The following is a 26415-nucleotide window of genomic DNA, read 5'->3' as shown; positions in this document are numbered from 1 at the left end:
CCTCACGGAGCCTGCTGCCTGCGTGAACCCCGGGGGGACTGACGACGATGGCCGACCGCGTCACGGTGATCGGCTGGGACGGCTCGCCGCTGACCGCCGCGGCCCGCGCCGCGCTGGGCGCCGCCACCCTCGTGGCCGGCGCCGCCCACCATCTGGCGCTGCCCGAGGTGCCGCCCGGGGCCGAGCGCATCCGCCTCGGCAGTGTCGCCCTCGCCGCCCGCCGGATCGCCGGCCACCGCGGCACCGCCGTCGTCCTCGCCGACGGCGACCCCGGCTTCTTCGGCGTCGTACGGACCCTGCGCGCACCGGAGTTCGGCCTGGAGGTCGAGGTCGTCCCGGCCGTCTCCGCCGTCGCCACCGCCTTCGCCCGGGCCGGGATGCCCTGGGACGACGCCGAGGTGGTCGTCGCCCACCGGCGCACCCTGCGCCGCGCCGTCAACGTCTGCCGTGCCCACGCCAAGGTGGCGGTGCTGACCTCGCCCGGCGCCGGCCCCGCCGAACTGGGCCTGCTCCTCGAAGGCGTGCACCGCACCTTCGTGGTCTGCGAGGAACTCGGCACCGAACGCGAGCGGGTCAGCGTCCTCAGCTCCGACAAGGCCGTCGACCACGCCTGGCGCGACCCCAACGTCGTCATCGTCATCGGCGGCCCGGCGGGCGCCGTGGGCGAGGGCGACTGGATCGCCGGGCGCGACCCGGCCGCCGGCCCGCGCGGCTGGGCCCTGCCCGCCGAGGCGTACGGCGACAGACTCGGCGAAGGGGAGACCGAACTGCTGCGGGCCGCGCAGCTCGCCCGGCTCGGACCGCGCGTCGGCGACCTCGTCTGGGACATCGGCTGCGGCAGCGGCGCGTTCGCGGTCGACGCCGCGCGCGCCGGGGCCGCCGTCCTCGCCGTCGACCACGCGCTGGAGGCGTGCGCCCGCACCGACGCCGCCGCGCGCCGCCACGGCGTTCAGCTCCAGATCGTCCGCGGCACCGCCCCGCACGTCCTGGAGAACCTGCCCGAACCGGACGTCGTCCGGATCGGCGGCGGGGGAGCGGCCGTGGTCTCCGCGGTCGCCGACCGCCGCCCGCAGGGCATCGTCACCCACGCGGCGACCCGCGACGACGCCGAACGCATCGGCCGCGACCTGACCGAGCACGGCTACCGCGTCGAGTGCGCCCTCCTGCAGTCCGTCGCCCTCGACACGAAGGCTTGGACGGAGACCGAACGGAGTGTCGCGTTCCTGCTCAGCGGGGTTCTGCCCGACCGCCGCCCGTAGTCGCGAGATCCCTCCCCGTGATCCGGTTGTCGTACCGCGCGCGGTAGGCTGGCCGATTGTTGTACCGCTTCCGTTCGCCCGGCACTTCGTCGTTCAATGTCCGGAAAACGCATCCGTTTTGGGATGGGTGTGGTACGGCAGAACCGGTGGACGCGCAACGTGGCGCAGTCCACAGCGGAGCGTCGCGGATCAAGCTGTCGCGACGCGGCGACGGCCGCGACAATGCCACTGAATGGCTTTGTCGCTATTTCGGGCGGGTCGCACGTGCCGCTGGGCACGGACGCTCGTTCTCACTACGGGGCGGTCGGTGCGCCGTTCCGCGCGAGCTGGTCGTAGGAGCACTAACCGATGGGCGAGGGGTACGCATGACCGACACCGGCCAGATCCCGGGCGAGGGGTCGCCGGAGAACGCAGGCATGGTGGAGCAGCCGGGCGCCTCCGGGCACGGTGCGTACACCTACCTCTCCGAGACCACCGCCGAGGACGAAGACCTGTTGCTGCTGCCGGGCGCCCAGAGCGCCTGGGGCAACGAGGTGGCGCCGCCCGCGCCCGAACCGGTCGTCGAGACGGTGCACGCGCCCGGTCCCCTCGACGCGGGCGCCCCCGATGCGGGAGTCGTCCCGGACGCGGGAGCCCCCGACGCGGCTGCGGCCGCGGCCGCCTCGCACGAGCCCGGTCCGCACGAGACGGCGGGCCGGGACAGCGGCTCCGTCGACCTCAGCGGGGTGCGCCTGCCGGGCCCCGCCACGCCCCCGCCGGCCCCGCGCCGCCCGCTCCACCTCGGCCCGCCGATCCCGGACGCCTCGGCCAGCCCGGTCCGCTCCCTGGCCGACCGCGGCCCCGCGGGCGCGCCCGTACGCCACCCCGGCGCGGCGGCGCCCGGCCCCGAGTACCTCGACATCCCCCAGTTGCGCGAGACGCCGGCCCAGGGCGCCGCGCCCTGGGGTGCGCCGGGGGCGGCCCAGGCGGCCGCCCACACCACTGCCCATCCCGCAGCCCACCCCGCCGCGCCCGCGGCCGCCGCCCAGGTCGTCGCTCCGGCCCAGGAGACGGCGGAGACGGCGACGGAAACGACGCAGACGGCGACGGAAACGGCTGCTCCGGCAGAGACGTCCGCCGCGGCGGCTGCGGCTGCGGTTCCGGCGGCGGCCCCGGTGGCCGAGCCGGTGAGCGCGGCGGAGGCCGTCGTGGCACGTGTCGCCACGGAGGCGCAGGCCGCCGTTCCGGCTCAGGCCGCGCCGGTGACCCTCGACGTCGGTGAGGTGCTCGGCGCCGCCATGCTCGCCGAGCAGGCCGTCGTGGCCGAGGCGGCGGAGGGCGCCGTGGCCCAGGCCGCCGTGGCCCAGCAGGCCGTGGAGGTGCCCCAGGCGGAGGCGCAGCCGGAGCCCGAGCCCGAGCCGGAGCCGGTCGTGGTGTCCGCGCCGGCCCCGGTCGAGAGCGTTCAGGTGCCCGACGCGGCCGTGCCCGCGTCCGAGGAGGCGCCGGTCGCCGAGGTGCCCGAAGCGGTGGTGCCGGTGCAGGAGACGCCCGCTCCGGTGGTCCCGGCCCCGGCCGAGGAGGCGCCCGCCCCGGCGGCGGCACCGGAGGCCCCTGTCGCGGAGACGGCCGCCGAGCCCGCTCCGACCCTCGCCGCCGAGGTCTTCCCGACGGCCCCCGCCGAGCCGGTCGTGGTCGTCCCCGCCGAGCCCGTCCTGACGGTCCCCGCCGCGCCGGAGCCCCAGGAGCAGCAGGCACCGGAGCCGGTCGCCGTCCCCCTCGTGGACCCGGCGCCCCAGGCTCCGGAGGCAGCCGTCGCGCCCGAGCAGGCCGAAACCGAGTCCCAGCAGGCGGCCGTGATCCCGGAGCAGGCCGCCGCCGAACCCGTCGCGGAGCCGCAGGCCGCCGAGGCGCAGGTCGCCGAGCCGGAGATCGCGGAGCCGCGGGCCGCCGAGGCGCCGACCGCCGAGGCACCGGTCGCCGAGCCCGTCGTGGCTCGGCAGCAGGAGGCCCAGCCCCAGGAGGCCACCGCCACCGCCTCCGAGGAGGCCCCGGCACCCGCGTCCGCACCCGCACCCGCCGCTTCCGAACCGGCTCCCGAGCCCGCCCCCGCCCCCGCCCCGCAGGCCGCCGTCGTAGAGCCGACCCCGCAGCCCGCGGCGGCCGCCGAGGCCACCGAAGCCCCCGCGCCCGCCTCCGCCCCCGTCCCCGAACAGCTCGCGGCCCCGCAGGGCCCGCCGCCCGAGCAGTTCCTCGGACAGTTCGTGCCGGTCGAGGGCACGGTGCCCACCACCCCGCACCTGGCCCCCACCCCGCCGCACCCGCTGGTGCTGCCCCCGGACGCCCTCCAGCCCCCGGCCCCCGCCGACGAGGCCCCGAAGGAGCAGCCCCCGGCCGAGGCGGAGACACCCGCACCGGACACCGTCGTCCCGTCCCCGCAGGGCGCCCCGGCGACTCCGGTCCCCGCGGTCACCGTCCCCGGCCCCCGCGCCGCGGACCCCGCTCCCGTCCCGGTGACCCCGGTCGCGGAGCCCGGGAGCGACGCCGACCCGGAGGTCGCCCAGAACCCGGAGGACCTGGAGACCAGGGCGGCCGACCAGGAAGAGAGCCAGGAAGAGAGCAGGGCCGCCATGGAGGAAGTACGCGAGCCCGCCGGCCCCGCCGCGCCCGCCTACGACGACGCCGAGCGCGAGGCCGTCCTGAAGGTCATGCGCGAGCGCCGCGACATCCGCAACGGCTTCCGCGGCGACCCCATCCCGCACGAGGTGCTGCTCCGCGTCCTGGAGGCCGCCCACACCGCGCCCTCCGTCGGCCACTCGCAGCCCTGGGACTTCGTCGTCATCCGCTCCGCCGAGACCCGCAACGCGATGCACGAACTGGCCATGCGCCAGCGCGACGCGTACGCGAAGTCGCTGCCCAAGGGCCGGGCGAAACAGTTCAAGGAACTGAAGATCGAGGCCATCCTCGAAACCCCGGTGAACATCGTGGTCACCGCCGACCCGACCCGCGGCGGCCGCCACACGCTGGGCCGTCACACCCAGCCCCAGATGGCGCCGTACTCCGCCGCGCTCGCCGTGGAGAACCTGTGGCTCGCCGCCCGCGCTGAGGGCCTCGGCGTCGGCTGGGTCAGCTTCTTCGACGAGCGCGAGATGGTCCGCGCCCTCGGCCTGCCCGAGCACCTGGAGGTCATCGCCTACCTGTGCGTCGGCTACGTCGACGAGTTCCCGGCCGAGCCCGAGCTGATGCAGGCCGGCTGGGCCAAGCGGCGCCCCCTGTCGTGGGTCGTCCACGAGGAGACGTACGGCCGTCGCGCGCTGCCCGGCGAGGACCCGCACGACCTGCTCGCCGAGACCGTCGCCGGGATCCGCCCGCTGGACGCGAAGGCGCTCGGCGAGGCGTGGGAGCGGCAGAAGCGCATGACCAAGCCGGCCGGCGCGCTCGGCATGCTGGAGATCATCTCCGCGCAGCTCTCCGGGCTGTCCCGGCAGTGCCCGCCGCCGATCCCGGAGCCCGCGGCCGTCGCGATCTTCGCCGGCGACCACGGGGTGCACGCGCAGGGCGTCACGCCCTGGCCGCAGGAGGTGACGGCCCAGATGGTCGCCAACTTCCTCGGCGGGGGAGCGGTCTGCAACGCCTTCGCCACCCAGGTCGGCGCCGAGGTCTGCATCGTGGACGTCGGTGTCGCCGCCGACCTCCCGGCCACCCCGGGCCTGCTGCCCCGCAAGGTCCGCGCGGGCACCTCCGACATGACGACCGGTCCCGCGATGACCCGCGAGGAGGCCAAGCAGGCCATCGAGGTCGGCATCGAGACGGCCCGCGACCTGGTGGCGGCCGGCAACAAGGCGCTGCTCACCGGTGAGATGGGCATCGCCAACACGACCGCGTCCGCCGCGCTGATCTCCGTCTTCACCGGCGCCGACCCGGCCGAGGTCACCGGCCGCGGCACCGGCATCAACGACGAGACCCTCGCCCGCAAGACCGAGGTCGTCCGCCGTGCCCTGGAACTCCACCAGCCGGACCCGGCCGACCCGCTCGGCGTCCTGGCCGCCATCGGTGGCTTCGAGCACGCGGCGATGGTCGGCCTGCTGCTCGGCGGGGCGTCCCTGCGGACACCGGTGATCCTGGACGGCGTCAGCGCTGGCGCCGCCGCCCTGGTGGCCCGCGCGATCGCTCCCGAGGTCCTCGCGGCCTGCATCGCGGGCCACCGCAGCGCCGAGCCCGGCCATGTCGCCGCCCTGAACAAGCTCGGCCTGCGCCCCCTGGTCGACCTCGACCTGCGCCTCGGCGAGGGCACGGGCGCGCTGCTGGCCCTGCCGCTGGTCCAGAGCACGGCGCGGGCCATGCACGAGGTGGCGACGTTCGACTCGGCGGGCGTGACCGAGAAGTAGGCCCCGACGGCCCTGACAGCCCCGGCCCGGAAGGCACCGAGGCCCACGAGGCGGCATACGGCCGCCCGACGCGCACCCCGCGCGCCGGGCGGCCGTGGCGCACAGCCCTGCGCCGGTGCCGACGGCCGCCCCGCCGCGGTGTCGACACCGTCCCTGCGCCAGTGTCGTCGGCCGCCCTCGCGCCGCCGTCGGCACCGCCCTCGCGCCCGTGTCGCCGGGCCACCGCCGCCCAGCCACCGGACACCCTCTCCGCCGATGTCCGCCGCAGCATAAAATCCGCACGTCACGGCATCGCACCGCCGCCGCACAAGGGAGTCGCACCCTCATGGCCGAACACCCCGCCTACCCCGTAGGTCTCCGCCTCACCGGCCGCCGGGTCGTCGTCCTCGGCGGGGGCCAGGTCGCCCAGCGCCGCCTGCCCGCCCTGATCGCGGCGGGCGCGGACGTCCACCTGGTGTCCCCCGAGGCGACGCCGTCCGTGGAGGCCATGGCGGACGCGGGCGAGATCACCTGGTCGCGGCGCCGCTACACCGAGGGCGACCTGGAGGGCGCCTGGTACGCGCTGATCTCCACCAGCGACCTGGAGGCGAACAACCTGGCGTCGGCCGAGGGGGAGCGCCGCCGCGTCTGGTGCGTCCGCTCCGACGACGCCGACCGGGCCACCGCCTGGACCCCGGCCACCGGTCACAGCGAAGGCGTCACCGTCGCCGTGCTGACCACGGACGCCAAGGGCCGCGACCCCCGCCACACCGCCGCCGTCCGGGACGCGGTGATCGAGGGCCTGCGCGACGGCACCCTGGTCGCCCCGCAGTTCCGCACCCGGGCCCCCGGGGTCGCCCTGGTCGGCGGCGGTCCCGGCGACCCCGACCTGATCACGGTCCGCGGCCGCCGCCTGCTCGCCGGCGCGGACGTCGTCATCGCCGACCGGCTCGGCCCGCGCGACCTGCTGGCCGAACTCCCGCCGCACGTCGAGGTGATCGACGCGGCGAAGATCCCGTACGGCCGGTACATGGCCCAGGAGGCCATCAACAACGCGCTGATCGAGCACGCCAAGCAGGGCAGGTCGGTGGTCCGTCTCAAGGGCGGCGACCCGTACGTCTTCGGCCGCGGCATGGAGGAACTCCAGGCGCTCGCCGAGGCCGGGATCCCCTGCACGGTCGTCCCCGGCATCTCCAGCTCCATCTCGGTCCCGGGCGCGGCCGGCATCCCGGTCACCCACCGCGGGGTCGCCCATGAGTTCACCGTGGTCAGCGGTCATGTGGCGCCCGACGACGAGCGTTCGCTGGTCGACTGGGCCTCCCTCGCGAAGCTCACCGGCACGCTCGTGATCCTGATGGGCGTGGACAAGATCGGGAAGATCGCCGAGGCGCTGATCGCGCACGGCAAGCCGGCCGACACCCCGGTGGCCCTGGTCCAGGAGGGCACGACGGCCACACAGCGCCGAGTGGACGCGACGCTCGCGACCGTCGGCGAGCGGGTCCGTGCCGAGGACGTCCGGCCGCCCGCGGTCATCATCGTCGGCCCGGTCGTGGGCGTGGGCCCGCGCCCCACCGAGTAACCGAGGGTAACCCACCCGTACCGAGCCGTTGGCACCACACCCAGGACAAGGCAGTATCACCCTGTGGCCGATCTCATCAGTGTCGAGAACCCCGACGACCCCCGCCTGAGCGACTACACGGGCCTGACCGACGTCGAACTACGCCGCAGGCGCGAACCGGCCGAGGGCCTGTTCATCGCGGAGGGCGAGAAGGTCATCCGGCGGGCCAAGGACGCCGGATACGAGATGCGTTCCATGCTGCTGTCCGCCAAGTGGGTCGACGTCATGCGGGACGTCATCGACGAACTCCCCGCCCCGGTGTACGCGGTCGGCCCCGAACTGGCCGAACAGGTCACCGGCTACCACGTCCACCGCGGCGCGCTCGCGTCGATGCAGCGCAAGCCGCTGCCGACGGCCGCGGAACTCCTCCAGACCGCGCGCCGCGTCGTCGTCATGGAGTCGGTCAACGACCACACCAACATCGGCGCGATCTTCCGCTCCGCGGCGGCCCTCGGCATGGACGCGGTCCTGCTCTCCCCGGACTGCGCCGACCCCCTGTACCGCCGCAGCGTGAAGGTCTCGATGGGCGCGGTGTTCTCGGTGCCGTACGCCCGCCTCGACTCCTGGCCCAAGGGCCTGGACTCGGTCCGCGAGGCCGGCTTCACCCTGCTCGCCCTCACCCCCGACGAGAAGGCCCGCTCCCTCGACGAGGCCGCCCCGCACACCATGGACCGCCTCGCCCTGATGCTCGGCGCGGAGGGCGACGGCCTCTCCACCCAGGCCCTGATGGCAGCCGACGAATGGGTCCGCATCCCCATGTCCCACGGAGTCGACTCCCTCAACGTGGGCGCGGCAGCGGCGGTGGCGTTCTACGCGGTCACGACGGGCGGCCGGGGCCGGTAGACGGCCCTGGGGTTCCACATGCGGCAGGCGCCGCCACACCTTCGGCCGCGTCCATACCTGAGCTGATCCGTTCCCCCGGTTCACTGTGGGCCGTCATGCCGTCGAGGGGCCCCGACCGGCCTCCGGGTCACGTCACCGCCCGACCGGGCCCCGCCCGCCGACCAGCCACCCCGTATCGACCCGCCCGTACGCCTGTGCCGAGCCCTGCCGTCCGTGGTCGTCGCCGAGGCCGCGAGCCGGGCCCTGGCAGCCCTGGACGACGGCGATGCCGAGGGCCACCAGCAGGGTCACGACCACGAAGACGAACAGACGTTGGCGCAGCAGCCGCGGATTGGCGGGGCGCCGCCCCGTCCCCGTGGAGCGCGGCCCCGGCCGCCCCGTGCCGCTGCGCGGGCCGGGGCGGTTGCCCGGTCGGCTGACGCGGCCGCCGGTCGACGGGCGGCCGCCGGACCGGGACACGGGACCGCCGCCCCCGCGCGAGGCGGGGTTGCCGCGTGCCGCACCGCCGCCCCGAGACGTACTGCCGCCCCGTGAGGCGCCCCCGCGGGAGGGGACCCCGCCCCGGGAGGCGGGAGCCGTGCCGCGTGAGGACGGGACGCCGCCGCGCGGCGGGGGAGTGCCGGGTCCGCCCGGCTGGCGCAGGGTGCGTTCGGGATAGCCGGTGTCGCTGAGCCGCCCGGTGGGCCGGTCCGCCTCGCTCGCGCGGGGCGCGGGCGGGCGCGGATCGGCCATGCCCTGGGCCTCGCGGGCCGCGATCTCCTTGAGCCGCAGCGACAGGTCGAGCGTGCTCGGCCGCTCCTCGGGGTCCTTCGCCAGGCACGCGCGGATCAGCGGCGCGAGCGCGTCGGGCACGCCGTGCAGATGGGGCTCCTCGTGCACCACGCGGTACAGCATCACCTCCGAACTGCCGTGCCCGAAGGGCGAGTCGGCCGTCGAGGCGTACGCCAACGTGGCGCCGAGCGAGAAGACGTCCGTGGCCGGCGTGACCAGCGCCCCGCGCACCTGCTCGGGCGCGAGGAACCCGGGGGAGCCCACCGCCGTACCGACATGCGTCAGCGTCGACGCCCCCGTCGCCCAGGCGATGCCGAAGTCGATGATCCGCGGCCCCTTGGGGGACAGCAGGATGTTGGACGGCTTGAGGTCCCGGTGCACGACCCCGGCCTCGTGGACCGCGACGAGCCCCTCCGACAGCGCGGCCCCGATCGCCGCCAGCTCGGCGGCCCCGAGCGGACCCTCGTCGTTGACCTTGTCGTGCAGGGAGGGACCGGGCACGTACTGCGTGGCGAACCACGGCCGGTCGGCGTCCAGATCCGCCGCCACCAGCCGCGCCGTACAGCCGCCCCGGATCCGCCGGGCGGCCGACACCTCGCGCGCGAACCGCGACCGGAACTCCTGGTCCTCGGCCAGATCGGGCCGGATCACCTTCAGCGCGACCCGCTGGCCCTTCTTGTCGGAGCCCAGGTAGACGACGCCCATCCCGCCCGCGCCGAGCCGTCGGTGAAGCCTGAACGAGCCGACGACGCGCGGGTCCTCGCGCCTCAGGCGCATCATCGCCATGTTCATCCCCGCTGCCCGGTCCGTGTGACGTGGCACAGCTTACGTTTCCACGGCCGTCCGCGCGCAGAGGCCGCGCCCTCTCGACCTGATCGATTGTCGGCTCGGGGCGCCGGATGTGAAGGGTGGTCAGAGCCCTTGGGAACAGACGCCCCTTGGCGAAGAGCCAACCTCAACCCGCCCTCGCAGAAGGGAGATTGAAACACCGTAGGACGACCGGACCGAACCGGCCACGGCCGCGCCCCGAGGCACACGGACCGCCCCGCCGGCACCCGCCCGAGCCGTCCCCGGGGCGGGCCCGACGGCCCCACCGAGGGCACGGGAAGTGAGCGAAGTCACGCCGCGCCCCCTGCTGGACACCCCCTCGCCCACACCCCCTCCGGGAAGACCCTGAGACCGCGCACCCGGTCTCCACCCAGGGGAGTACACCGCAGGTCATGGCTCATCCTCCGGGAGGCCCGTCATTCGGTACGACGGCATGACGCCCGCCGCCCGCCGCGCCCCTAGATTTGAGGTCAAGCGGCGGGTGCAGCACTCGTCCCCCGAGGTCAGGCACTCGCCGCTGCCAACGACAACTGAACGGTCAGGAGAGGGACCATGGCCTACCCGGCACCGCGGACGTACCTCCGCACCCAGGAGCGCACCACGCCCCGCCGCCGCACGGGCCGCCGCCACCCCTTGGTGGCGACGCTGATGGCCCTTCCCCTGGCGGTCCTGCTCCTCGTCGTCTTCGACGGCTGGGAGACAGTGACCACACAGGCGTCGTCCGTGGGCGAGATGCTGGGGCGCTGAGCGGCGACCCCAGGCCCGGAAGAGCGGTCCGGGCGGGGACATCCACCCATGAAACCCCGTGGGGACGGGGGTGCGGCGGACGGCAAAAATGCCGGCGTGGCTGGGGAGCCACGCCGGCATTGCCGTGTCCGGACACAGATCCGGAAGGAGCCCCGGTGCCAGTCCCGAAACCGGTCCCGAATCAGTCGCGGAACCAGCCCTGAAACCAGCCCCGAAACCATCCCCGGAACCAGTTCCGCAGCCACTTCCAGGACCCCGGCCGCCACCCAGTGCGTACCCTCACCGGAGACGATCCGCCGCCCCAGGGAGCCCCGTGACCGCCGTCCCCCTGCTCACCGAGCTGGCCGCCCGGGCCCGCGCCCGTGCGCACCCCGGCGAGGCTCCCGGCACCCGGCCCCGGTCCTGCCCTTGCGGCGCGGCCACGCTCGCCGACCGCCCCGACGCCACCGTCGTACGCCACGCGGACACCGTCGCGAAGGCCCACGCCCCGGACACGGCCCCCGCCGACCTCGCCCGCCGTCTCGCCGTCGCCGTCCGGCTGCCCGACGTCCTCCTGGCGCCGCTGAGCCCGACGCCGGTGGCGTTGCACGGCCGCCCGGTCACGTTCTGGCCGTACGGCACCCCGGTGGACCCGGACGACCCGGACGCCGCCCCCTGGGAGGAGGCGGCCGCTCTGCTCGCCCGTCTGCATCTGACCGCACCGGCCGGACCGCCCCTGCCGCCGATGCGCGGCCCCGCCAAGGCGGCCCGGGCCGTGGCCCGCCTGCGGGCGGCCGCCCCGCACCACGCCGCGACCGCGCCCGTCGTCCGTGCCTGGCACTCCCTGCCCGCCTGGGCCCGCGCCGAGGCCCCCATGCCCGACACCAGCACGCTCTGCCACGGCGACCTCCACCTCGGCCAGCTCGTCCGCCACCCCGCCCCCGAAGGCCCCTGGCGGCTGATCGACGTCGACGACCTGGGGGTGGGCGTCCCGGCCTGGGACCTCGCCCGCCCGGCCGCCTGGTACGCCTGCGGGCTGCTCCCGCCCGAGGAGTGGACCCGCTTCCTGGACGCCTACCGCGCCGCCGGCGGCCCGGCCGTCCCCGCCGACGGCGACCCCTGGCCCGCCCTGGACGTCCCGGCCCGCGCCCTGACCGTGCAGACCGCCGCCCGCTGGACGGCGAAGGCCGTCGCCGAGGACCGCCCCCTGGACGAGGTCGAACGGGCACTGGTGGACGCCTGCGCCCGAATCGGTTCGGTCCCGCCGCAGTTGGCACGAACCTCCACGACGTAGGGTGCAACCGACCGCGGCCGGGCAGAGTCTGTCCTGGCGGTACGCGAAACAGGACCGACCTGCGAGGAGTTGACCCGAACCATGCAGTGCCCGAAGTGTCACGCCCCGATGCACACCTACAACCGCAACGGCGTCCAGATAGAGCAGTGCAGCAACTGCCGGGGGATCTTCCTCGACTACGGCGAGCTGGAGGCGCTGACCCGCCTGGAGTCCCAGTGGTCGCAGCCCGCGCCCCCGGCGCCGCCCGCCCCGCAGGCGTACCCGGCCGCGCCCGCCGCGCCGGCGGCCCCCGCCTGGGGCGCCCCGCACGGCGGCCACCACGGTGGGCACTACGGCCACCACCGTCAGAAGGGCTTCGGCCGCATGCTGTTCTCGAGCTGACGGCGGCCGGGCCGACGGCGCCCACGAGGAAGCCCCCGACCGCGAAGGCGGCCGGGGGCTCCGGTGTGTGGACGATACTGGGATTGAACCAGTGACCTCTTCCGTGTCAGGGAAGCGCTCTCCCGCTGAGCTAATCGTCCTCGGGACCACGACCCGGGGGCCGTGGATGCTGCGTGCGCGATACTGGGATTGAACCAGTGACCTCTTCCGTGTCAGGGAAGCGCTCTCCCGCTGAGCTAATCGCGCGGGTCGAAGCCCTGGGGCTTCAGTGGACGATACTGGGATTGAACCAGTGACCTCTTCCGTGTCAGGGAAGCGCTCTCCCGCTGAGCTAATCGTCCTTGGAGGTGGAGACGGGATTTGAACCCGTGTAGACGGCTTTGCAGGCCGTTGCCTCGCCTCTCGGCCACTCCACCAGGAGTGCGGGGTTCGAGAAGATCCCCAGATTCCTTCGAGCGGACGACGAGGCTCGAACTCGCGACCTCAACCTTGGCAAGGTTGCGCTCTACCAACTGAGCTACGTCCGCTTGTCGTTTCGGTCCGCTCTCGCGTCCCGGCGACGAACTGAACTCTAGCGGATTCCTGGGCCAGCACAAAAACGCGTTTGCGCAGCGTGCTGCCCTGCGCCCCCGCCCGCGGCCGCCCATGAGCCGTCCCCGAGCCGTCCCGGTGCCGTCCCGCGGTCACTGCGGACCTGCTCAGGGCCCCGCGGCGACCGGCCCGGACCGGCGGCGCGGGCACCCGCCCTAGACTCGGCACTGTGCTCCACCTCCCTCCTCTCGCCCGTTTCGGCAGCCGCGCCGCCACCGGTCTCCTCGACGTCACCAGCGATCCCGCGGCCCTCGACTCCACCGGTTTCTGGGCCGTCGCCGCGGACTTCGAGGGCCGTCTGGTCTGCGCCCGCTTCGCCGACGTCCGCGAGGAGCCCGTCCCCACGCCCGCGCCCGGCCGCTGGCGGGGCCCGGCCGCCGGTGACTGGACGTCGTCCCTCGACCGGGCCGCGTACACGGCCGGCGTGCGCCGGATCCGTGAGCACATCGCCGCCGGCGAGGTCTACCAGGCCAACCTCTGCCGCGTCCTGACCGCGCCCGTCGACCCCGGCGCCGACGTGGACGCCCTGACCGCCCTGCTCGCGCGCGGCAACCCGGCACCGTACGCCGGAACGATTCGCCTGCCCGGGCACGGCGTCGAGATCGCCACCGCCTCGCCCGAGCTGTTCCTGCGCCGGGCCGGCCGGATCGTCGAGTCCGGCCCGATCAAGGGCACCGGGCGCACCGAGGCGGACCTCCTCGACAAGGACTACGCCGAGAACGTCATGATCGTGGACCTCGTCCGCAACGACATCGGGCGCGTCTGCGCGACGGGCAGTGTGACCGTCCCCGACCTGTGCGCCGTCGAGAAGCACCCCGGGCTGGTCCACCTCGTGTCGACCGTGCGCGGCGAACTGCGCGACGGCGCCGGCTGGCCCGAGCTGCTCGACGCCGCCTTCCCGCCCGGCTCGGTCACCGGCGCCCCCAAGTCCAGCGCCCTGCGGATCATCGACGCCCTGGAGACCGCGCCGCGCGGCCCCTACTGCGGCGGCATCGGCTGGGTCGACGCCGACCGGGGCACCGGCGAGCTGGCCGTCGGCATCCGCACCTTCTGGATCGACCGCGCCGAGGGCGTCCTGCGCTTCGGCACCGGCGCCGGCATCACCTGGGGCTCCGACCCCGAGGCCGAGTGGGCGGAGACCGAACTGAAGGCCGCCCGGCTGCTCGCGATAGCGTCGGGTACGTACGAGGCGAATGAACAGCCCCCGGGCACGGGGTGAGGGAGTAACCAGTGAAGCTCTGGCTCGACGGCCGGCTCCAGGACGCGGAGTCCGCCCGTGTCTCGGTCTTCGACCACGGACTGACCGTGGGCGACGGCATCTTCGAGACGGTGAAGGCGGTGGGCGGCCGCACGTTCGCGCTCACCCGCCACCTCGACCGCATGGCCCGCTCCGCGCGCGGCCTCGGCCTGCCCGAGCCCGACCTCGACGAGGTCCGCCACGCCTGCGCCGCCGTCGTCGAGGCCAACCCGGTGCCGCTCGGCCGGCTGCGCATCACCTACACCGGCGGCCACGGCCCGCTCGGCTCGGACCGCGGCGACCGCGGCGCCACCCTTGTCGTCGCCCTCGGCGAGTCCACCCGCCGCGCCGACTCCACGGCCGTCGTCACGGTCCCCTGGACCCGCAACGAGCGCGGCGCCCTCACCGGCCTGAAGACCACCTCGTACGCCGAGAACGTCGTCGCCCTGGCCCGCGCCCATGAACACGGCGCCACCGAGGCGCTGTTCCCGAACACGGCCGGACTGCTCTGCGAGGGCACCGGGTCGAACGTCTTCGTCGTCCTGGACGGCGAGATCCACACCCCGCCGCTCGCCTCCGGCTGCCTCGCGGGCATCACCCGGGAACTGACCGTCGAGTGGACCGGCGCCAAGGAGACCGACCTCCCGATCGACGTGCTGGAACACGCCGACGAGATCTTCCTCACCTCCACCCTGCGGGACGTCCAGGCCGTCCATCGCGTCGACACCCGCGAACTGCCCGGCGCCCCCGGCCCGGTGACCGCCAAGGCGATGCGGATCTTCGAGGAGCGCGCGGGCGACGACCTCGACCCGTAGCCCGCGGGACGGGGGAGGCGGCGGTCCGCCGAAAACGGGCTGACTCGGGGGCCCATCGCGGGTAGAAACCCCCTGATGACCACGACTCTGCGGCCCACCGAGCCGCTTCAGCGCGCCACCGGCGGGGCGCTGTCGCGCCCCTACCAGGTGTGCGTGAACAGCCGACCCGTCGGGGCGATACGCCTCTCCACCCACCCCGGCTTCGGACCCGCCGTCGCCCGGATCGACGACCTGCGCATCGACGAACCGGACCGCGGCCGGGGCCGGGGCGCGGTGGCCGCGCTCGCCGCCGAGGAGGTCGCGCGGGGCTGGGGCTGCCGCAGCATCGAGATCCGGGTCCCGGCCGACGCGGCGCACGCCCTGCGCCTGGCCACCGCCCTCGGCTACGTCCACCGCAACCGCGGCCTGGAGAAGGCGCTGGAGACGGCCCCCGAACTGCCCCCGGGCAGCCTGGCCCGGCCCCTCACCGAGGCCGAGTACGGGCCGTGGCGGCGGCACGGACTGGAGGAGTACACGCGGGACTGGAGCAGCCGCGGGGTCCCCGAGGCCGAGGCCCGCACCAAGGCCGAACAGGACACCGACGCGCTCCTGCCGGACGGCCTCGCCACCAAGGACATGCTGATCAGCGTCCTGGAACACGAGGGCGAGCGGGTCGGCATGCTCTGGCTGGGCGTCGCGGGGGAGCGGGCGTACGTCTACGACGTCGAGACCGAGGAACCCCACCGGGGCCGGGGCCACGGCCGGTCCCTGATGCTGCTGGCCGAGGCCCAGGCCGTCGCCGCCGGCAAGCGCGTGATCGGCCTCAACGTCTTCGCCGGCAACACCGCGGCCGAACGGCTCTACGCGTCGCTGGGGTACGTGCCGGTGAGCCACACGATGTACAAACCCCTGCTCTAGATCGCACAGGCCCCTGCTCTAGATCTTGTCGCCCTGTTCGGCCAGCAGCCGGTCGGCGATCTCCTCGACGCGCTCGCGCAGCCCCTCCTGGCTCTTGCCGCCGTCGAGGCGCTCGCCCCCGATGACGTACGTCGGCGTACCGGTGACTCCGATCGCCTTGCCCTCGGCCTGATCGGCGTCCACGATCAGGATGTGCCGGCCGTCGATCAGGGCGGTGTCGAACTCCTCGGCGTCGAGGCCGAGTTCACCGGCGACCTCGACCAGGAAGGGTTCGCCCCTACGGTCCAGCTCCTCGACCCGGCCCAGCACCGCCTCGACGTACGGCCAGCCGTCGCCCTGCTCAAGGGCCTCCTCGGCGGCCTGTGCGGCGGCGAAGGAGTGCTTGTGCTTCTCCAGCGGGAAGTGCCGCAGCCGCAGCTCCAGCCGGTCGCCGTAGCGCTCGCGCAGCGCGCGCAGGTCGTCCAGGGCGTGACGGCAGTCCGGGCACTGGAGCTCGCACCACACCTCAAGAACGACGGGGGGACGGGCGGGGGAGCCGGCCGGGGACGCGGAGGCGGCGGGGGAGGACGGGGAGGACTCACTCATGCCCCCAGTCTCCCAGCCCGCGGGCGCACGCCGTGACCGGCACCTGTGGAGGAGGCGACCCGGAGATGTCCCTGATCTGGGGCCGGAACATGGCCCGAGGGCGGGCCGGGGGTGCAGGATGGAAGGGACGAAGCGCTCGCCCGCATGTGCCTGCCTGGAGGACCGGATGATTGCCGAGACCGTCTGTTCCGCCGTCGCCGTGGCCGGCCTGGGCATCGCGGGGGTCACCGCGTACCGCAAGCGTTTCCTGTCGGCCGCCCGGATCGCGGCCTACTCCCTGCTGCCGCTCGGCCTGGTGATGACCGGGATCGTGGAGTGGCTCGCCGACACGGCCTTCAGCCCCACCGCGTGGGCCGGGTTCGGTGTGCTCGGCGCGGCCTGGGCCCTCTTCGCGACCACGCGCGCGGTGGAGCGCCGCCGTGGCGGCACCCGCAAGGAGCGCAGAGCGGCGGCACGCGCCGAGCGGTCCGACGCCGTGGCCGCGGGCGCCTCGGCGCCCTCGCTGGGCCAGGGCACCCGCCCCGCCGCCGCACCGCGCGCCCAGGGCGGCGCCGACGACTTCAGCGACATCGAGGCCATCCTCAAGAAGCACGGCATATGAAGCGCTGTGTGTGACACGTGTGCGGTGTGTGAAGCGTGTGCGGCGTGTGACACGGTTCGTCGGCTGAAACGACACAGTCGGCCGCGGTCCGCGCGGAAGTGATCACGGCCTGAAACCGACATCAAGGAATTCGGCGAACTCCCGCTCATTCCGGGCGCGCTGATCGCGCCGGGTGCCTGGCCTGCGTCATCATCGCCCGCGAGATGCTGGACACGACACAGAGCGACGCCGCGCCGCCTCAGGACGAGCCGCGCGGGTGCCTCTTCGCCCTTTCCCAGCCACCGCTGATGATCTTCCTTGCGGTGATCGGGTGTCTGCTGCTCATGGCTGCGCTGCACGACCTGCTGCTGCTCTGAGCCGTACCCGCGGTCCCCGGCGTCACCCGCCGGGGCCGCGTCGGCATCTCAGCCCGCGGCCTCCTTGCGACGCGCCCGGTAGGCGGCCACATGGAGACGGTTCCCGCAGGTCCGGCTGTCGCAGTACCGGCGCGAACGGTTGCGGGAGAGATCGACGAAGGCGCGCCGGCAGTCCGGGGCCTCGCAGCGCCGCAGCCGCTCCTGCTCCCCGGCCACCACGAAGAAGGCCAGCGCCATGCCGCAGTCGGCCGCCAGGTGGTCCGCGATGGAGGCACCGGGCGCGAAGTAGTGCACATGCCAGTCGTAGCCGTCATGGTCGGTGAGCCGGGGGGTGGTGCCGGCGGCGGCGACCAGATCGTTGATCATCCCGGCGGCGACCCGGGCGTCCGACGCCGCGAAGATCCCGGCGAACCGGCCGCGGATCTTGCGGACGGCGGACAGGTCGAACTCGGAGAGTACGCCTACGTCACTGATGTCGTGCGCTCGTACGAACTCCGCGAGGGCGGCGACGTCCGGCAGCGCGTCCGGGGTCGTCTCGTCCTCCGGTGCGGTGTTCACCAGATCCACCACGGCGTCGAGCGCACACCGGGTGTCGTGGGTGATCAGCACGTTTCGCTCCCTGGCCTGTGGGTCGGGCGGGCGCCCGCCGATGCTGGCCGATGGTAGCCGCCCCGGCCCCACAAGCCACGGCCCAGCCACCAGGGGGCCCGTTCGGCACCCCGCACCCCCAGCATGCCAACCCACTCACCCCGGCACACCCCCCGACAACCGACAAGTAACCCCTTGATCCAACAAACCCGGACGCCGGCCTCTGCGGGGGGCGCGGAGACCGGCGTCCGGCGCGAGGTCCCGATCGACGCGGTGGACGAGTACGACTGCCCAGCGTGCGGCGACCGCGCCAGGGACGATCCCGCGGCGGCCGCGCCGGCGCTGTGGAAGGCAATGGAGGCCCCGTCACGCCGGGCACCCCGCCTCGCCCGCTGCCCCCCGGGGAGGAGGCGACGCTCCCGGGCTCGCCAGGCCGGGCGGGGGCCCGACACGCACCCCGCCCGCATCGCGGACGCACCCGCACCCGCACAAAAGACATGCCTACGCCGCACCACGACGATCCGTGGCGCGGCGTAGGCGCATACCGTATGCGGTTGTCTTAGCCCGAGCCGTCTCCCCGAGTGGACGGCGCCGGGCGGCTCATGGTGAGCCTCGCCCTAGCTTTCCGCCAGGATGTGCGAGAGCTCTTGGTCGAGATCGAAGTGCCGGTGTTCCGTGCCGGGAGGCACGGCCGCGTCCGTCCGCTTCAGGAAGGACTCCAGGGCCCGCGCCGGGGCCTCGAGCAGTGCCTCGCCCTCCGGAGAGCTCAGGGCGATGCAGACGACGCCCTGACCGTGGCTGCGCGACGGCCAGACACGGACGTCGCCGGTACCCGTGGGCCGATGCAGCCCCTCCGCGAGGAGATCACGGGCGAACACCCATTCGACGGTTTCCTCGGCTCCGGTGTGGAAGGTGGCGTGCACGGCGTAGGGGTCGGCCGTGTCGTACCGCAGTCCTGCGGGGACAGGCAGGGAGGACTCGCTCGACACAACGAGGCGCAGGTGCAGCTCGCAGCTGACCGTGGTGTTCATAAGCGCCAGGGCCTTTCGCTCAGTGTGCGCTCGGGGATTCGCACGTCGGCGAAATCGACATGCCACCTACGGTGCCGTTGTAAACCCCTCTGAGTGTTTTGCGTGCCTTTACGTAACTCTTCCGGCCGAGGGTGCGTTCGCGAAGTACCACCATTCCGGTGATCGGAATCTCTCGGGTAAGGTCTGGCTGTATGAATACGGGGAGTGACAAGCCTGGCGAGGTGGCCATGGCGGTGGACGGGACCGACGGGGGCGAGGCGGAGCGGGAGCAGGCCGCGCAGGGGCTCGGCTCCAGGGCGCCCGAGTTCGTCAAGGCCCGCCGCATGCTGCACCTGAGCTGGCAGGTCGGTGTCTTCATCCTGGGCCTGGCGGTGGTCGTCGCCGGCGTGATCATGCTGCCGCTGCCGGGACCCGGCTGGGTCGTGATCTTCGGCGGCATGGCGATCTGGGCGACCGAGTTCGTCTGGGCCCAGCTCGTGCTGCGCTGGACCAAGCGCAAGGTCACCGAGGCCGCCCAGCGCGCCCTCGACCCGAAGGTCCGGCGCCGCAACATCATCCTGACCTCCATCGGCCTGGTGATCATCGGCGCGCTGACGGCCGTCTACCTGTGGAAGTTCGGCTTCGAGATGCCCTGGAAGATCAAGGACCAGTGAGCGGCGGCAGCGGCGCGGGGGCCGTCCGGCGATGGTCACAGGCATCCCCTGACATGGGGTAATGTTCTTCCTGCGCCCGGACGATTAGCTCAGTGGGAGAGCGCTTCGTTCACACCGAAGAGGTCACTGGTTCGAACCCAGTATCGCCCACCCCGGGACCACGGCCCGTCTGCGACAGAGCAGGCGGGCCGTAGTCATATCCGCAGCGGGTCGGTGCCGTGTCTCCGCCCTGCCCGCGCCGCGCCCGGGTCCTCGCCATGAGGGTCGCCGCACCCGGCCCGGCCAGAAATTCCTGTCCGAATCATTGACGCTCCCCCCACCCCCTCGTACCTTGTGCCAGCAAGCGCTTTCTTGAAACGATTCATGCACGGATCACGCAAGTGGCAACGACGCTGCGGGGAGGGCCCCACCATGGGAACCAGCAGGCATGTGGAGAGGCGAACGGTCCTGAAGGCGGCCGGGGCGGCGGCCGCCACGCTCGGGCTGGCCGCGACGACCGGATGCGGTGGTGACGGCGGCTCGGGCGACGGGACGGTGACCCTCCGTTACGCCTGGTGGGGCGGCGAGCCGCGGGCCATCGCCATCAAGAAGACCATCGCGCTCTTCGAGAAGAAGCACCCGAAGATCAGGATCAAGCCCGAATTCACGGACTACGAAGCGTTCTGGGAGAAGTTCCAGACCCAGGCGTCCGGCGGGAATCCGCCGGATGTTTTCCAGAATGCCGTGGGTTTCCTGCGCAAGTACGACAAGCGCGGCGTCCTGATGGATCTCAAGGGGCAGGCGGACGCCGGGAATCTGAGCCTGGAGAACTTCCGCAACGGCGTTCTGGCGAACGGTCAGGTCGACGGCAAGCAGATCGGCATACCCGTCGGCGCCAACACCATGGCGCTCGTCATCGACCTCAAAGCCTTTCAGAAGGCGGGCGTGACACCGGAGTTCGGCTGGACCTGGGACGAGTACTTCACCGCCCTCCAGACGATCCAGGACAAGCTGAGGATCGCCGGTGACACCGGTTACTTCAGCATCATGTACCTCTACGACCTGTATCTGCGTCAGAACGGCAAGGCGTTCTTCACCGACTCCGGACTCGGCTTCACCGAGGACGATCTGACGCAGTGGTGGGAGGACGGCCACAAGCGCGTGAAGTCCGGGCTCGTCGCCGACCCGAAGAAGGTCGAGCAGGTCAAGCCCAAGTCCGCCCTCTCCGCCGGACTCGCCGCGTCCGAGTTCACCTGGGACAACTTCTCCATCCGCTACGAGGGCGAGGGCGAGTCGGACTACGGCCTCGCACCGATCCCCACCGGGGACGGCAAGGACACCGGCCAGTACCTCGGCTCGCTCATGCTCAGCGCCTTCTCCGGGACCAAGCACCCCGAGGAGGCCGCCCGGTTCATCGACTTCATGGTCCACGACCCCGAGGTGGGCACGATCATGGGCTACGACCGCGGCATCCTCGCCACGACCGAGCAGTACGACGCCTTCACCCCCACCGACGACAACAACAAGGGCGTCAAGGCGTACGAGGAGGAGGTCGCCGCCGCCGGAGCGCTCGGGAAGATCACCCCGCACCCCTCCGGCGCCGATGTCGTCGAGGCCGCCTTCCTGCGCATCGGCGGTGAGGTCGCCCAGGGCAAGAGCAAGCCGGCCGACGCCGCCAAGGCGCTGTTCAGCGAGGCCAAGGCCGCGTTCGCGGGCTGAGGGGACGTACCGCCATGACGCTCGTCAAGGAAGCGCCCGCCCGCCCGGCCGGGAAGCGGCGCCCCGCCGCACCCGCCGCCGGGCGGCGCGGACGGCGCCGCGAGAACCTCGCCGGATACCTCTTCATGTCGCCGTGGATCGCGGGCTTCCTGCTGCTCACGGCCGGGCCGATGATCGCCTCGCTGTACTACGCGTTCACCAGCTACAACCTGTTCACCCCGCCGAAGTGGGTGGGGCTGGACAACTTCACCACGATGTTCCAGGACCCCCGCTGGCAGAAGTCGGTGGAGGTCACGCTCAAGTACGTCGTCGTGGCCACCCCGCTCAAGCTGCTGCTCGCGCTCGGCGTCGCGCTGCTGCTCGCCCAGCGGCGGCGCGGACAGGGCCTCTACCGGGCCGCGTTCTACATGCCCTCGCTGATCGGCGCGAGTGTCTCCGTCGGCTTCGTGTGGCGGGCGCTGTTCTCGGACGACGCGATCGTGGACCGCGGCCAGAAGATCCTCGGCGTCGACGTGGGCGGCTGGATCGGCAACCCGGACTACGTCCTCTACGCCCTGGTGGCCCTGAGCATCTGGCAGTTCGGCGCGCCCATGGTCATCTTCCTGGCCGGCCTCAAACAGGTGCCGCGGGAGCTGTACGAGGCCGCCGAGGTCGACGGCGCCGGGCCCGTGCGGCGGTTCTGGAACATCACGCTGCCGATGATTTCCCCGGTGCTGTTCTTCAACGTGCTGCTGGAGTCCATCCACGCGTTCCAGGTGTTCGGCTCCGCGTACGTCGTCTCCGACACCCGGTGCGGGCCCGCCGACGCCACGCTCGTCTACACCTGCTACCTCTACCAGAAGGGCTTCAAGGAGGCCCAGATGGGCTTCGCCTCCGCGATGGCCTGGACGCTGGTGCTCGCGGTGGGACTCGTCACGGCCGTGCTGTTCCGGTCGCAGAAGAAGTGGGTGCACTACGAGGAGGCCGGCAAGTGACCACCGCCACCAGCCCCGCACCGCGGAGCACGCTCACCCGTCGGCGACGGCGCGGCGGCTCCCTCGTCTGGCACCTCGGCGCCCTGCTCGTCCTCGCCGTCGTCCTGTATCCCGTGGTCTGGGTCGTCGGCGCCTCGTTCAAACCGAGCAAGGACATCATCGCCAGCCTGGACCTGCTGCCCACCGAACCGGTCTGGGCGAACTTCTCCGGGCTCGCCGACGGCATCTCCGGCATCCCCGTCAGCAGTTTCTTCGTGAACTCCCTGATGTACGCCGTGCTCGCCGTGGTCGGTGTCGTCGTGTCCAGCTCGCTGACCGCCTACGCCTTCGCCAAGATCCGGTTCGCCGGGCGGAACCTGCTCTTCACCCTGATGATCGGCACCCTGCTGCTGCCGTACCACGTGCTGCTCATCCCGCAGTACGTGCTCTTCCGCAACCTGGAGCTGATCGACACGCTGGTGCCGCTGGTCGCGGGCAAGTTCCTCGCCACCGAGGCGTTCTTCGTCTTCCTGATGGTGCAGTTCATGCGCGGGCTGCCGCGGGAACTGGACGAGGCCGCCCGGCTCGACGGCTGCGGGCATCTGCGGACCTACTGGTCCGTCGTCCTGCCGCTGACCCGCCCCGCCCTCATCACCAGCGCCATCTTCACCTTCATCAACGCCTGGAACGACTTCATGGGGCCGTTGATCTACCTCAACACCCCCTCCAAGTACACCGTGTCGCTCGGTCTGATGATGTTCCGCGATCAGGAGGGGATCTCGAACTACGGCAGCATGATCGCGATGTCGCTGGTGGCGCTGGTGCCGGTCGTGGCCTTCTTCATGGCCTTCCAGCGGTACCTCATCGACGGCATGGCGACCTCCGGACTGAAGTGACTGAAGTGACTGAAGTGAGGCGGTTCCCGTGGACCGAGCCACAGCGCCGGTGAAGGCCCGCCGGGCGTCCTTCCTCGGGGGCGAGCGGTTCGCCGTGTTCGCCGAGTCCCTGCTCACCGGTGTGTGGATCGCCGTCGCCTCGCTCGGGGTCGTCACCTGGCCCGCGGCCTTCGCGGCCGGGGCCCGGCACCTTCGCCGGCGCGTCGGCCACGAGGGCGGCGGCCTGCGGGAGTTCGTCCGCGACTTCCGTACGGCCGTGCGCGGCGGGTGGGCCGTCGGGCTCGCCGGGTGGGCGGCGGCCGCCGCGGTCCGGGTGGACGTCCTGGCCGTACGGGCCGGGATCCCCGGCGGGCCGTTCGTCGGGGCCGTGGGCGTCCTGGCGCTGATCGGGCTGGTCGTGGCCGTGCTGCGGGCGGCGGCCGGCTGGACGCCCGGCGCGTCCTGGCGGGCGCTGCTCGCGGACGCCGGGCGGCGCACCGTGCTCGATCCCGCCGGTTCGTTCCTGATCGTGGGCGGCCTCGGCGTCGTGGCCCTGTCCGCGCTGTTCGTCGCGCCGCTGGCGGTTCCCGTGCTGGGGGCCGTCGCGGCGGCGGCCGTCGCCGTGGAGGAACGCCACCGGCACCGCTGACCCGCGGCGGCCCGGCACGTGGGCGCTCTCTGTCTGTCATGCCCCTGACCACTTTGTTCGCCTCCCGCACGGAAGGAAAGAGCATGTCTCCCATCCCCCGCAGGTCCCTCCTCAAGGCGGCCGCCGTCGCCGGTGTCGCCGCGCAGTTCAGTTGGGCGCCGGGGGCCGAGGCCGCGCAGGCCGCGCCGAGAGCCGCGGACGCCGACGACTCACCCGTGACCCTGGACTGGCTGGAGGACGGCGGCCTCGGCGCCGCACCCGGCTCCACGCTCGGCGTGCCCTGGCCGCAGGGCCTCCACCCGGAAGGCCGGACCTTCGCCGTCACCGACGTGGACGGCAAGGCCGTGCCCGTGCAGTCCTGGCCGCTCGCCTTCTGGCCGGACGGCTCCCTCAAGTGGACCGCCCACGCGGTCGGTTCGGGCAAGGGCAAGCTCACCCTCACCGCGGGCGAGGCGGCCGTACCGGCCCGGAAGGTCACCGTCCGCAGGAGCGGCGGCACCGTCGTCGTCTCCACCGGGGTGATCACCGCGCGGATCGGCACGTCCGGCGCCACACTCGTCAAGTCCGTCACCCGCGGCACCACCGAGATCGCCAGGAACGGCCGACTGGTCCTGGTCCGGCAGCCCGAGATCGAGGACGAGGACCAGGGCACCGTCAGGACCGAACGCTTCGAGGGCGTCATCGGCGAAGTGACCGTCGAACAGGACGGCCCGGTCCGGGCGGTGGTCCGCATCGACGGCAAACACCGCAAGGGAAACCGCAGTTGGCTGCCGTTCTCGATCCGCCTCTACTTCTACGCGGGCGCCGACTCCTTCCGCATGGTCCACACCGTCACCTACGACGGCAGGCAGGAACCCGGCAGGGCGAGCGGGGACTTCGTCCGCGGCCTCGGCGTCCGCTTCACCGTCCCGATGCGCGACGCGTCCTACGACCGCCACATCCGCATCGGCGGCGAGGGCACCGGCCTGCTGCGCGAGGCCGTCAAAGGCGTCACCGGACTGCGCCGCGACCCCGGCGCCGCCGTCCAGGCCGCCCAGTACGCGGGCGAGAAACTCCCCGACCCGGCCACCTGGGACCAGCGGGTCACCACCCGCCTCCCGTACATCCCCGAATGGGGCGACTACACCCTCTCCCAGCTCTCCGCCGACGGCTTCACCGTGCGCAAGCGCACCAAGAAGGGCCACGGCTGGATCGCCGCCGGCGGCGGCCGACGGGCCTCCGGCCTCGGCTACGTCGGCGGCCCGAGCGGCGGATTCTCCTTCGGACTGCGGGACTTCTGGGAGAGCCACCCCTCCCAGCTCGACATCCGCGACGCCCACACCGACGCCGCCGAGATCACCCTCTGGCTCTGGTCGCCCGAGGCACAGCCCATGGACCTGCGCTTCTACCACGACGGCATGGGCCAGGACACCTTCCCCGAACAGCTCGAAGGGCTCAACATCACCTACGAGGACTACGAACCCGGCTTCGGCACCCCCTACGGCATCGCCCGCACCTCCGAACTCCTCTTCTGGGCCAACGAGTCGACGCCCACGCCCGAGCAACTCGCCGCGCAGATCGAGGCCGTCCGCGTCCTGCCCCAACTCGCCGCCCCGCCCGCCCAGCTCATCAAGGCCAAGGTCTTCGGCCCCGGCCTCTACTCCGAACCGGACCGCTCCACCCCCGCCAAGGCGAAGATCGAGGACCATCTCGACTTCCTCTTCACCTACTACAAGGACCAGGTGGAGCAACGCCGTTGGTACGGCTTCTGGGACCACGGCGACATCATGCACACCTACGACACCGTCCGGCACCAGTGGCGCTACGACGTCGGCGGCTACGCCTGGGACAACTCCGAACTCTCCCCGGACCTCTGGCTCTGGTTCGCCTATCTGCGCTCAGGACGCGCCGACATCTTCCGCTTCGCCGAGTCCATGACCCGGCACACCGGCGAGGTCGACGTCTACCACATCGGACAGTGGGCGGGCCTGGGCACCCGGCACGGCGTCCAGCACTACGCCGACAGCGCCAAACAGCAGCGCATCGCCAACACCACCTACCGCCGCTACTACTACTTCCTCACCGCCGACGAACGCGTCGGCGACCTCATGCACGCCACCGTCGACTCCGACGAGACCTTCCTCGCCCTCGACCCGCTGCGCAAGATCCGCACCGAGCCCTACACACCCGACCGGCACGCCCTGTCGATCGGCTTCGGCACCGACTGGAGCGGCCTGGTCTCCGCCTGGCTCACCGAGTGGGAGCGCAAGGGCCCCCAGTGGGAGAAGGCCAGGGCCCGCGTGCTGTCCACCATGGAGACCATCGCCGCCCAGCCCAACGGCTTCGTGCAGGGAAGCGGCCTGTACGACCTGGACACCGGCCGGTTCGCCGTCGCCACCGCGCCCGTCGTCGGCGTCTCCCACCTGTCCGCCGTCTTCGGCCTCAACGAACTGTGCGCCGAACTCATCCACCTGGTCGACATGCCGGCCTTCGCCGACGCCTACTACGACTACTGCCGCTACTTCAACGCCACCAAGGCCGAACAGGCGGCACGCTACGGCAGCAACTTCGGCACCCTGCTGCTCTTCCAGGGCCACTCCCGCCTCGACGCCTACGCCGCCGTACAGACCGGCGACGACGCGCTCGCACGACGGGCGTGGCAGAAGTTCTACGACTCCGACGGCTACACCGAGTCCGCGCCCTGGAAGACGGAACCCGTGAGCGGCCCCGCCGCCCTGGTCGCGGGCAGCGAGGCCGCCTGGGTCTCCACCAACGACACCGCCCTCTACGGCCTCGCCGCCATCGAGAACCTGGCCCTCCTCGGCGACCGGATGCCGTCGTAGC

The 26415-nt window shown here is 73.0% G+C and carries 22 protein-coding genes and 6 tRNA genes; 19 read left to right on the top strand and 9 right to left on the bottom strand.

All coding sequences use genetic code 11. From position 1 onward, the window contains the following. Positions 1–47: 47 nt before the first annotated feature. The 4 genes from cbiE to AFM16_RS08010 all read left to right on the top strand — a co-directional run bounded on the left by cbiE (position 48) and on the right by AFM16_RS08010 (position 8063). Complete coding sequence (gene cbiE, locus AFM16_RS08025) at positions 48–1259, top strand: precorrin-6y C5,15-methyltransferase (decarboxylating) subunit CbiE (RefSeq protein ID WP_030786051.1); 1212 nt, start codon at positions 48–50, stop codon at positions 1257–1259. A 365-nt stretch (positions 1260–1624) separates the two neighbouring features. Then, positions 1625–5623 (top strand): nicotinate-nucleotide--dimethylbenzimidazole phosphoribosyltransferase, encoded by a 3999-nt coding sequence (gene cobT / locus AFM16_RS08020; RefSeq protein ID WP_078632897.1) that lies wholly within the window; start codon positions 1625–1627, stop codon positions 5621–5623. Positions 5624–5948: 325 nt separating this feature from the next. Beyond that, complete coding sequence (gene cobA / locus AFM16_RS08015; protein ID WP_078632896.1) at positions 5949–7181, top strand: uroporphyrinogen-III C-methyltransferase; 1233 nt, start codon at positions 5949–5951, stop codon at positions 7179–7181. A gap of 63 nt (positions 7182–7244) precedes the next feature. Then, on the top strand, positions 7245–8063 hold the full coding sequence (locus tag AFM16_RS08010) for a TrmH family RNA methyltransferase (RefSeq protein WP_030786041.1): 819 nt from the start codon (positions 7245–7247) through the stop codon (positions 8061–8063). A 132-nt stretch (positions 8064–8195) separates the two neighbouring features. Here the strand turns inward: AFM16_RS08010 and AFM16_RS08005 are convergent, their stop codons facing one another. Further along, positions 8196–9626, bottom strand: a complete 1431-nt coding sequence (locus AFM16_RS08005) for a serine/threonine-protein kinase (RefSeq protein ID WP_078632895.1) — start codon at positions 9624–9626, stop codon at positions 8196–8198. Positions 9627–10214: 588 nt separating this feature from the next. On the opposite strand from AFM16_RS08005, the gene AFM16_RS08000 reads away from it, so the two are divergent. The 3 genes from AFM16_RS08000 to AFM16_RS07990 all read left to right on the top strand — a co-directional run bounded on the left by AFM16_RS08000 (position 10215) and on the right by AFM16_RS07990 (position 12063). Then, positions 10215–10409, top strand: a complete 195-nt coding sequence (locus AFM16_RS08000) for a hypothetical protein (RefSeq protein ID WP_078632894.1) — start codon at positions 10215–10217, stop codon at positions 10407–10409. Between the two features lie 313 nt (positions 10410–10722). Continuing rightward, on the top strand, positions 10723–11682 hold the full coding sequence (locus AFM16_RS07995) for a phosphotransferase family protein (protein ID WP_078632893.1): 960 nt from the start codon (positions 10723–10725) through the stop codon (positions 11680–11682). A gap of 81 nt (positions 11683–11763) precedes the next feature. Beyond that, positions 11764–12063 (top strand): TFIIB-type zinc ribbon-containing protein, encoded by a 300-nt coding sequence (locus AFM16_RS07990; RefSeq protein ID WP_030786033.1) that lies wholly within the window; start codon positions 11764–11766, stop codon positions 12061–12063. Between the two features lie 68 nt (positions 12064–12131). Here AFM16_RS07990 and AFM16_RS07985 read toward each other — a convergent pair. The 5 genes from AFM16_RS07985 to AFM16_RS07965 form a co-directional block, all read right to left on the bottom strand. Further along, positions 12132–12203 (bottom strand) — tRNA-Val (locus AFM16_RS07985). Between the two features lie 34 nt (positions 12204–12237). Beyond that, positions 12238–12309: transfer RNA gene (locus AFM16_RS07980), tRNA-Val, on the bottom strand. Between the two features lie 23 nt (positions 12310–12332). Beyond that, positions 12333–12404: transfer RNA gene (locus AFM16_RS07975), tRNA-Val, on the bottom strand. Between the two features lies 1 nt (position 12405). After that, positions 12406–12479: transfer RNA gene (locus AFM16_RS07970), tRNA-Cys, on the bottom strand. Positions 12480–12517: 38 nt separating this feature from the next. Further along, positions 12518–12590: transfer RNA gene (locus AFM16_RS07965), tRNA-Gly, on the bottom strand. 233 nt (positions 12591–12823) lie between these two features. Here AFM16_RS07965 and AFM16_RS07960 point away from each other — a divergent pair. The 3 genes from AFM16_RS07960 to AFM16_RS07950 all read left to right on the top strand — a co-directional run bounded on the left by AFM16_RS07960 (position 12824) and on the right by AFM16_RS07950 (position 15603). Beyond that, on the top strand, positions 12824–13873 hold the full coding sequence (locus AFM16_RS07960) for a chorismate-binding protein (RefSeq protein WP_078632892.1): 1050 nt from the start codon (positions 12824–12826) through the stop codon (positions 13871–13873). Between the two features lie 11 nt (positions 13874–13884). Next, positions 13885–14706 (top strand): aminotransferase class IV, encoded by an 822-nt coding sequence (locus tag AFM16_RS07955; RefSeq protein WP_078632891.1) that lies wholly within the window; start codon positions 13885–13887, stop codon positions 14704–14706. 75 nt (positions 14707–14781) lie between these two features. Beyond that, positions 14782–15603, top strand: a complete 822-nt coding sequence (locus tag AFM16_RS07950) for a GNAT family N-acetyltransferase (protein ID WP_179123257.1) — start codon at positions 14782–14784, stop codon at positions 15601–15603. 18 nt (positions 15604–15621) lie between these two features. Here AFM16_RS07950 and AFM16_RS07945 read toward each other — a convergent pair whose 3' ends face one another. Further along, positions 15622–16188: a DsbA family protein gene (locus AFM16_RS07945; RefSeq protein ID WP_078632889.1), complete on the bottom strand. Its 567-nt coding sequence runs from the start codon at positions 16186–16188 to the stop codon at positions 15622–15624. Between the two features lie 166 nt (positions 16189–16354). On the opposite strand from AFM16_RS07945, the gene AFM16_RS07940 reads away from it, so the two are divergent. Both AFM16_RS07940 and AFM16_RS39300 read left to right on the top strand, forming a co-directional pair. Continuing rightward, entirely contained in the window at positions 16355–16789 is a 435-nt protein-coding gene (locus AFM16_RS07940; RefSeq protein WP_030786017.1) for a hypothetical protein, read from the top strand. A gap of 203 nt (positions 16790–16992) precedes the next feature. Then, the gene (locus AFM16_RS39300; protein ID WP_020138043.1) at positions 16993–17145 is read left to right on the top strand and encodes a hypothetical protein; all 153 of its coding nucleotides are present in this window, start codon (positions 16993–16995) and stop codon (positions 17143–17145) included. Positions 17146–17193: 48 nt separating this feature from the next. On the opposite strand, the gene AFM16_RS07935 is transcribed toward AFM16_RS39300, so the two are convergent. Both AFM16_RS07935 and AFM16_RS07930 read right to left on the bottom strand, forming a co-directional pair. Next, positions 17194–17754, bottom strand: coding sequence for a CGNR zinc finger domain-containing protein (locus AFM16_RS07935; protein ID WP_030786014.1), 561 nt, complete (start codon positions 17752–17754; stop codon positions 17194–17196). Between the two features lie 596 nt (positions 17755–18350). Continuing rightward, positions 18351–18764, bottom strand: a complete 414-nt coding sequence (locus AFM16_RS07930) for an SsgA family sporulation/cell division regulator (protein ID WP_004002642.1) — start codon at positions 18762–18764, stop codon at positions 18351–18353. Positions 18765–18955: 191 nt separating this feature from the next. Between AFM16_RS07930 and AFM16_RS07925 the strand changes: the two genes are divergently transcribed. From AFM16_RS07925 to AFM16_RS07895, 7 genes are all read left to right on the top strand, one after another. Further along, on the top strand, positions 18956–19417 hold the full coding sequence (locus AFM16_RS07925) for a TIGR02611 family protein (RefSeq protein WP_078632888.1): 462 nt from the start codon (positions 18956–18958) through the stop codon (positions 19415–19417). A 78-nt stretch (positions 19418–19495) separates the two neighbouring features. Beyond that, positions 19496–19567 (top strand) — tRNA-Val (locus AFM16_RS07920). 261 nt (positions 19568–19828) lie between these two features. Beyond that, positions 19829–21115, top strand: coding sequence for an ABC transporter substrate-binding protein (locus AFM16_RS07915; RefSeq protein WP_078632887.1), 1287 nt, complete (start codon positions 19829–19831; stop codon positions 21113–21115). Between the two features lie 14 nt (positions 21116–21129). Beyond that, positions 21130–22089 carry a carbohydrate ABC transporter permease gene (locus tag AFM16_RS07910; protein ID WP_030786000.1) on the top strand — a complete coding sequence of 320 codons (960 nt, stop codon included), beginning with the start codon at positions 21130–21132 and terminating at the stop codon, positions 22087–22089. Then, on the top strand, positions 22086–22964 hold the full coding sequence (locus AFM16_RS07905; RefSeq protein WP_078632886.1) for a carbohydrate ABC transporter permease: 879 nt from the start codon (positions 22086–22088) through the stop codon (positions 22962–22964). The genes AFM16_RS07910 and AFM16_RS07905 overlap by 4 nt, the downstream gene beginning before the upstream one ends. A gap of 49 nt (positions 22965–23013) precedes the next feature. Beyond that, positions 23014–23592, top strand: a complete 579-nt coding sequence (locus AFM16_RS07900; protein WP_078632885.1) for a hypothetical protein — start codon at positions 23014–23016, stop codon at positions 23590–23592. Positions 23593–23675: 83 nt separating this feature from the next. Then, positions 23676–26414 carry an exo-rhamnogalacturonan lyase family protein gene (locus AFM16_RS07895; protein ID WP_078632884.1) on the top strand — a complete coding sequence of 913 codons (2739 nt, stop codon included), beginning with the start codon at positions 23676–23678 and terminating at the stop codon, positions 26412–26414. Position 26415: the final 1 nt, after the last annotated feature.

Origin of the sequence: Streptomyces antibioticus (assembly GCF_002019855.1) — a bacterium.
Lineage (GTDB): Bacteria > Actinomycetota > Actinomycetes > Streptomycetales > Streptomycetaceae > Streptomyces > Streptomyces antibioticus_B.
This window is presented reverse-complemented; position numbering and strand designations above follow the sequence as displayed.

Coding starts and splice junctions, on each gene's coding strand:
- cbiE (WP_030786051.1), top strand. CDS start 48: ATGGCCGACCGCGTCACGGTGATCGGCTGGGACGGCTCGCCGCTGACC.
- cobT (WP_078632897.1), top strand. CDS start 1,625: ATGACCGACACCGGCCAGATCCCGGGCGAGGGGTCGCCGGAGAACGCA.
- cobA (WP_078632896.1), top strand. CDS start 5,949: ATGGCCGAACACCCCGCCTACCCCGTAGGTCTCCGCCTCACCGGCCGC.
- AFM16_RS08005 (WP_078632895.1), bottom strand. CDS start 9,626: ATGAACATGGCGATGATGCGCCTGAGGCGCGAGGACCCGCGCGTCGTC.
- AFM16_RS08000 (WP_078632894.1), top strand. CDS start 10,215: ATGGCCTACCCGGCACCGCGGACGTACCTCCGCACCCAGGAGCGCACC.
- AFM16_RS07990 (WP_030786033.1), top strand. CDS start 11,764: ATGCAGTGCCCGAAGTGTCACGCCCCGATGCACACCTACAACCGCAAC.
- AFM16_RS07950 (WP_179123257.1), top strand. CDS start 14,782: ATGACCACGACTCTGCGGCCCACCGAGCCGCTTCAGCGCGCCACCGGC.
- AFM16_RS07945 (WP_078632889.1), bottom strand. CDS start 16,188: ATGAGTGAGTCCTCCCCGTCCTCCCCCGCCGCCTCCGCGTCCCCGGCC.
- AFM16_RS07940 (WP_030786017.1), top strand. CDS start 16,355: ATGATTGCCGAGACCGTCTGTTCCGCCGTCGCCGTGGCCGGCCTGGGC.
- AFM16_RS39300 (WP_020138043.1), top strand. CDS start 16,993: ATGCTGGACACGACACAGAGCGACGCCGCGCCGCCTCAGGACGAGCCG.
- AFM16_RS07930 (WP_004002642.1), bottom strand. CDS start 18,764: ATGAACACCACGGTCAGCTGCGAGCTGCACCTGCGCCTCGTTGTGTCG.
- AFM16_RS07925 (WP_078632888.1), top strand. CDS start 18,956: ATGAATACGGGGAGTGACAAGCCTGGCGAGGTGGCCATGGCGGTGGAC.
- AFM16_RS07915 (WP_078632887.1), top strand. CDS start 19,829: ATGGGAACCAGCAGGCATGTGGAGAGGCGAACGGTCCTGAAGGCGGCC.
- AFM16_RS07910 (WP_030786000.1), top strand. CDS start 21,130: ATGACGCTCGTCAAGGAAGCGCCCGCCCGCCCGGCCGGGAAGCGGCGC.
- AFM16_RS07895 (WP_078632884.1), top strand. CDS start 23,676: ATGTCTCCCATCCCCCGCAGGTCCCTCCTCAAGGCGGCCGCCGTCGCC.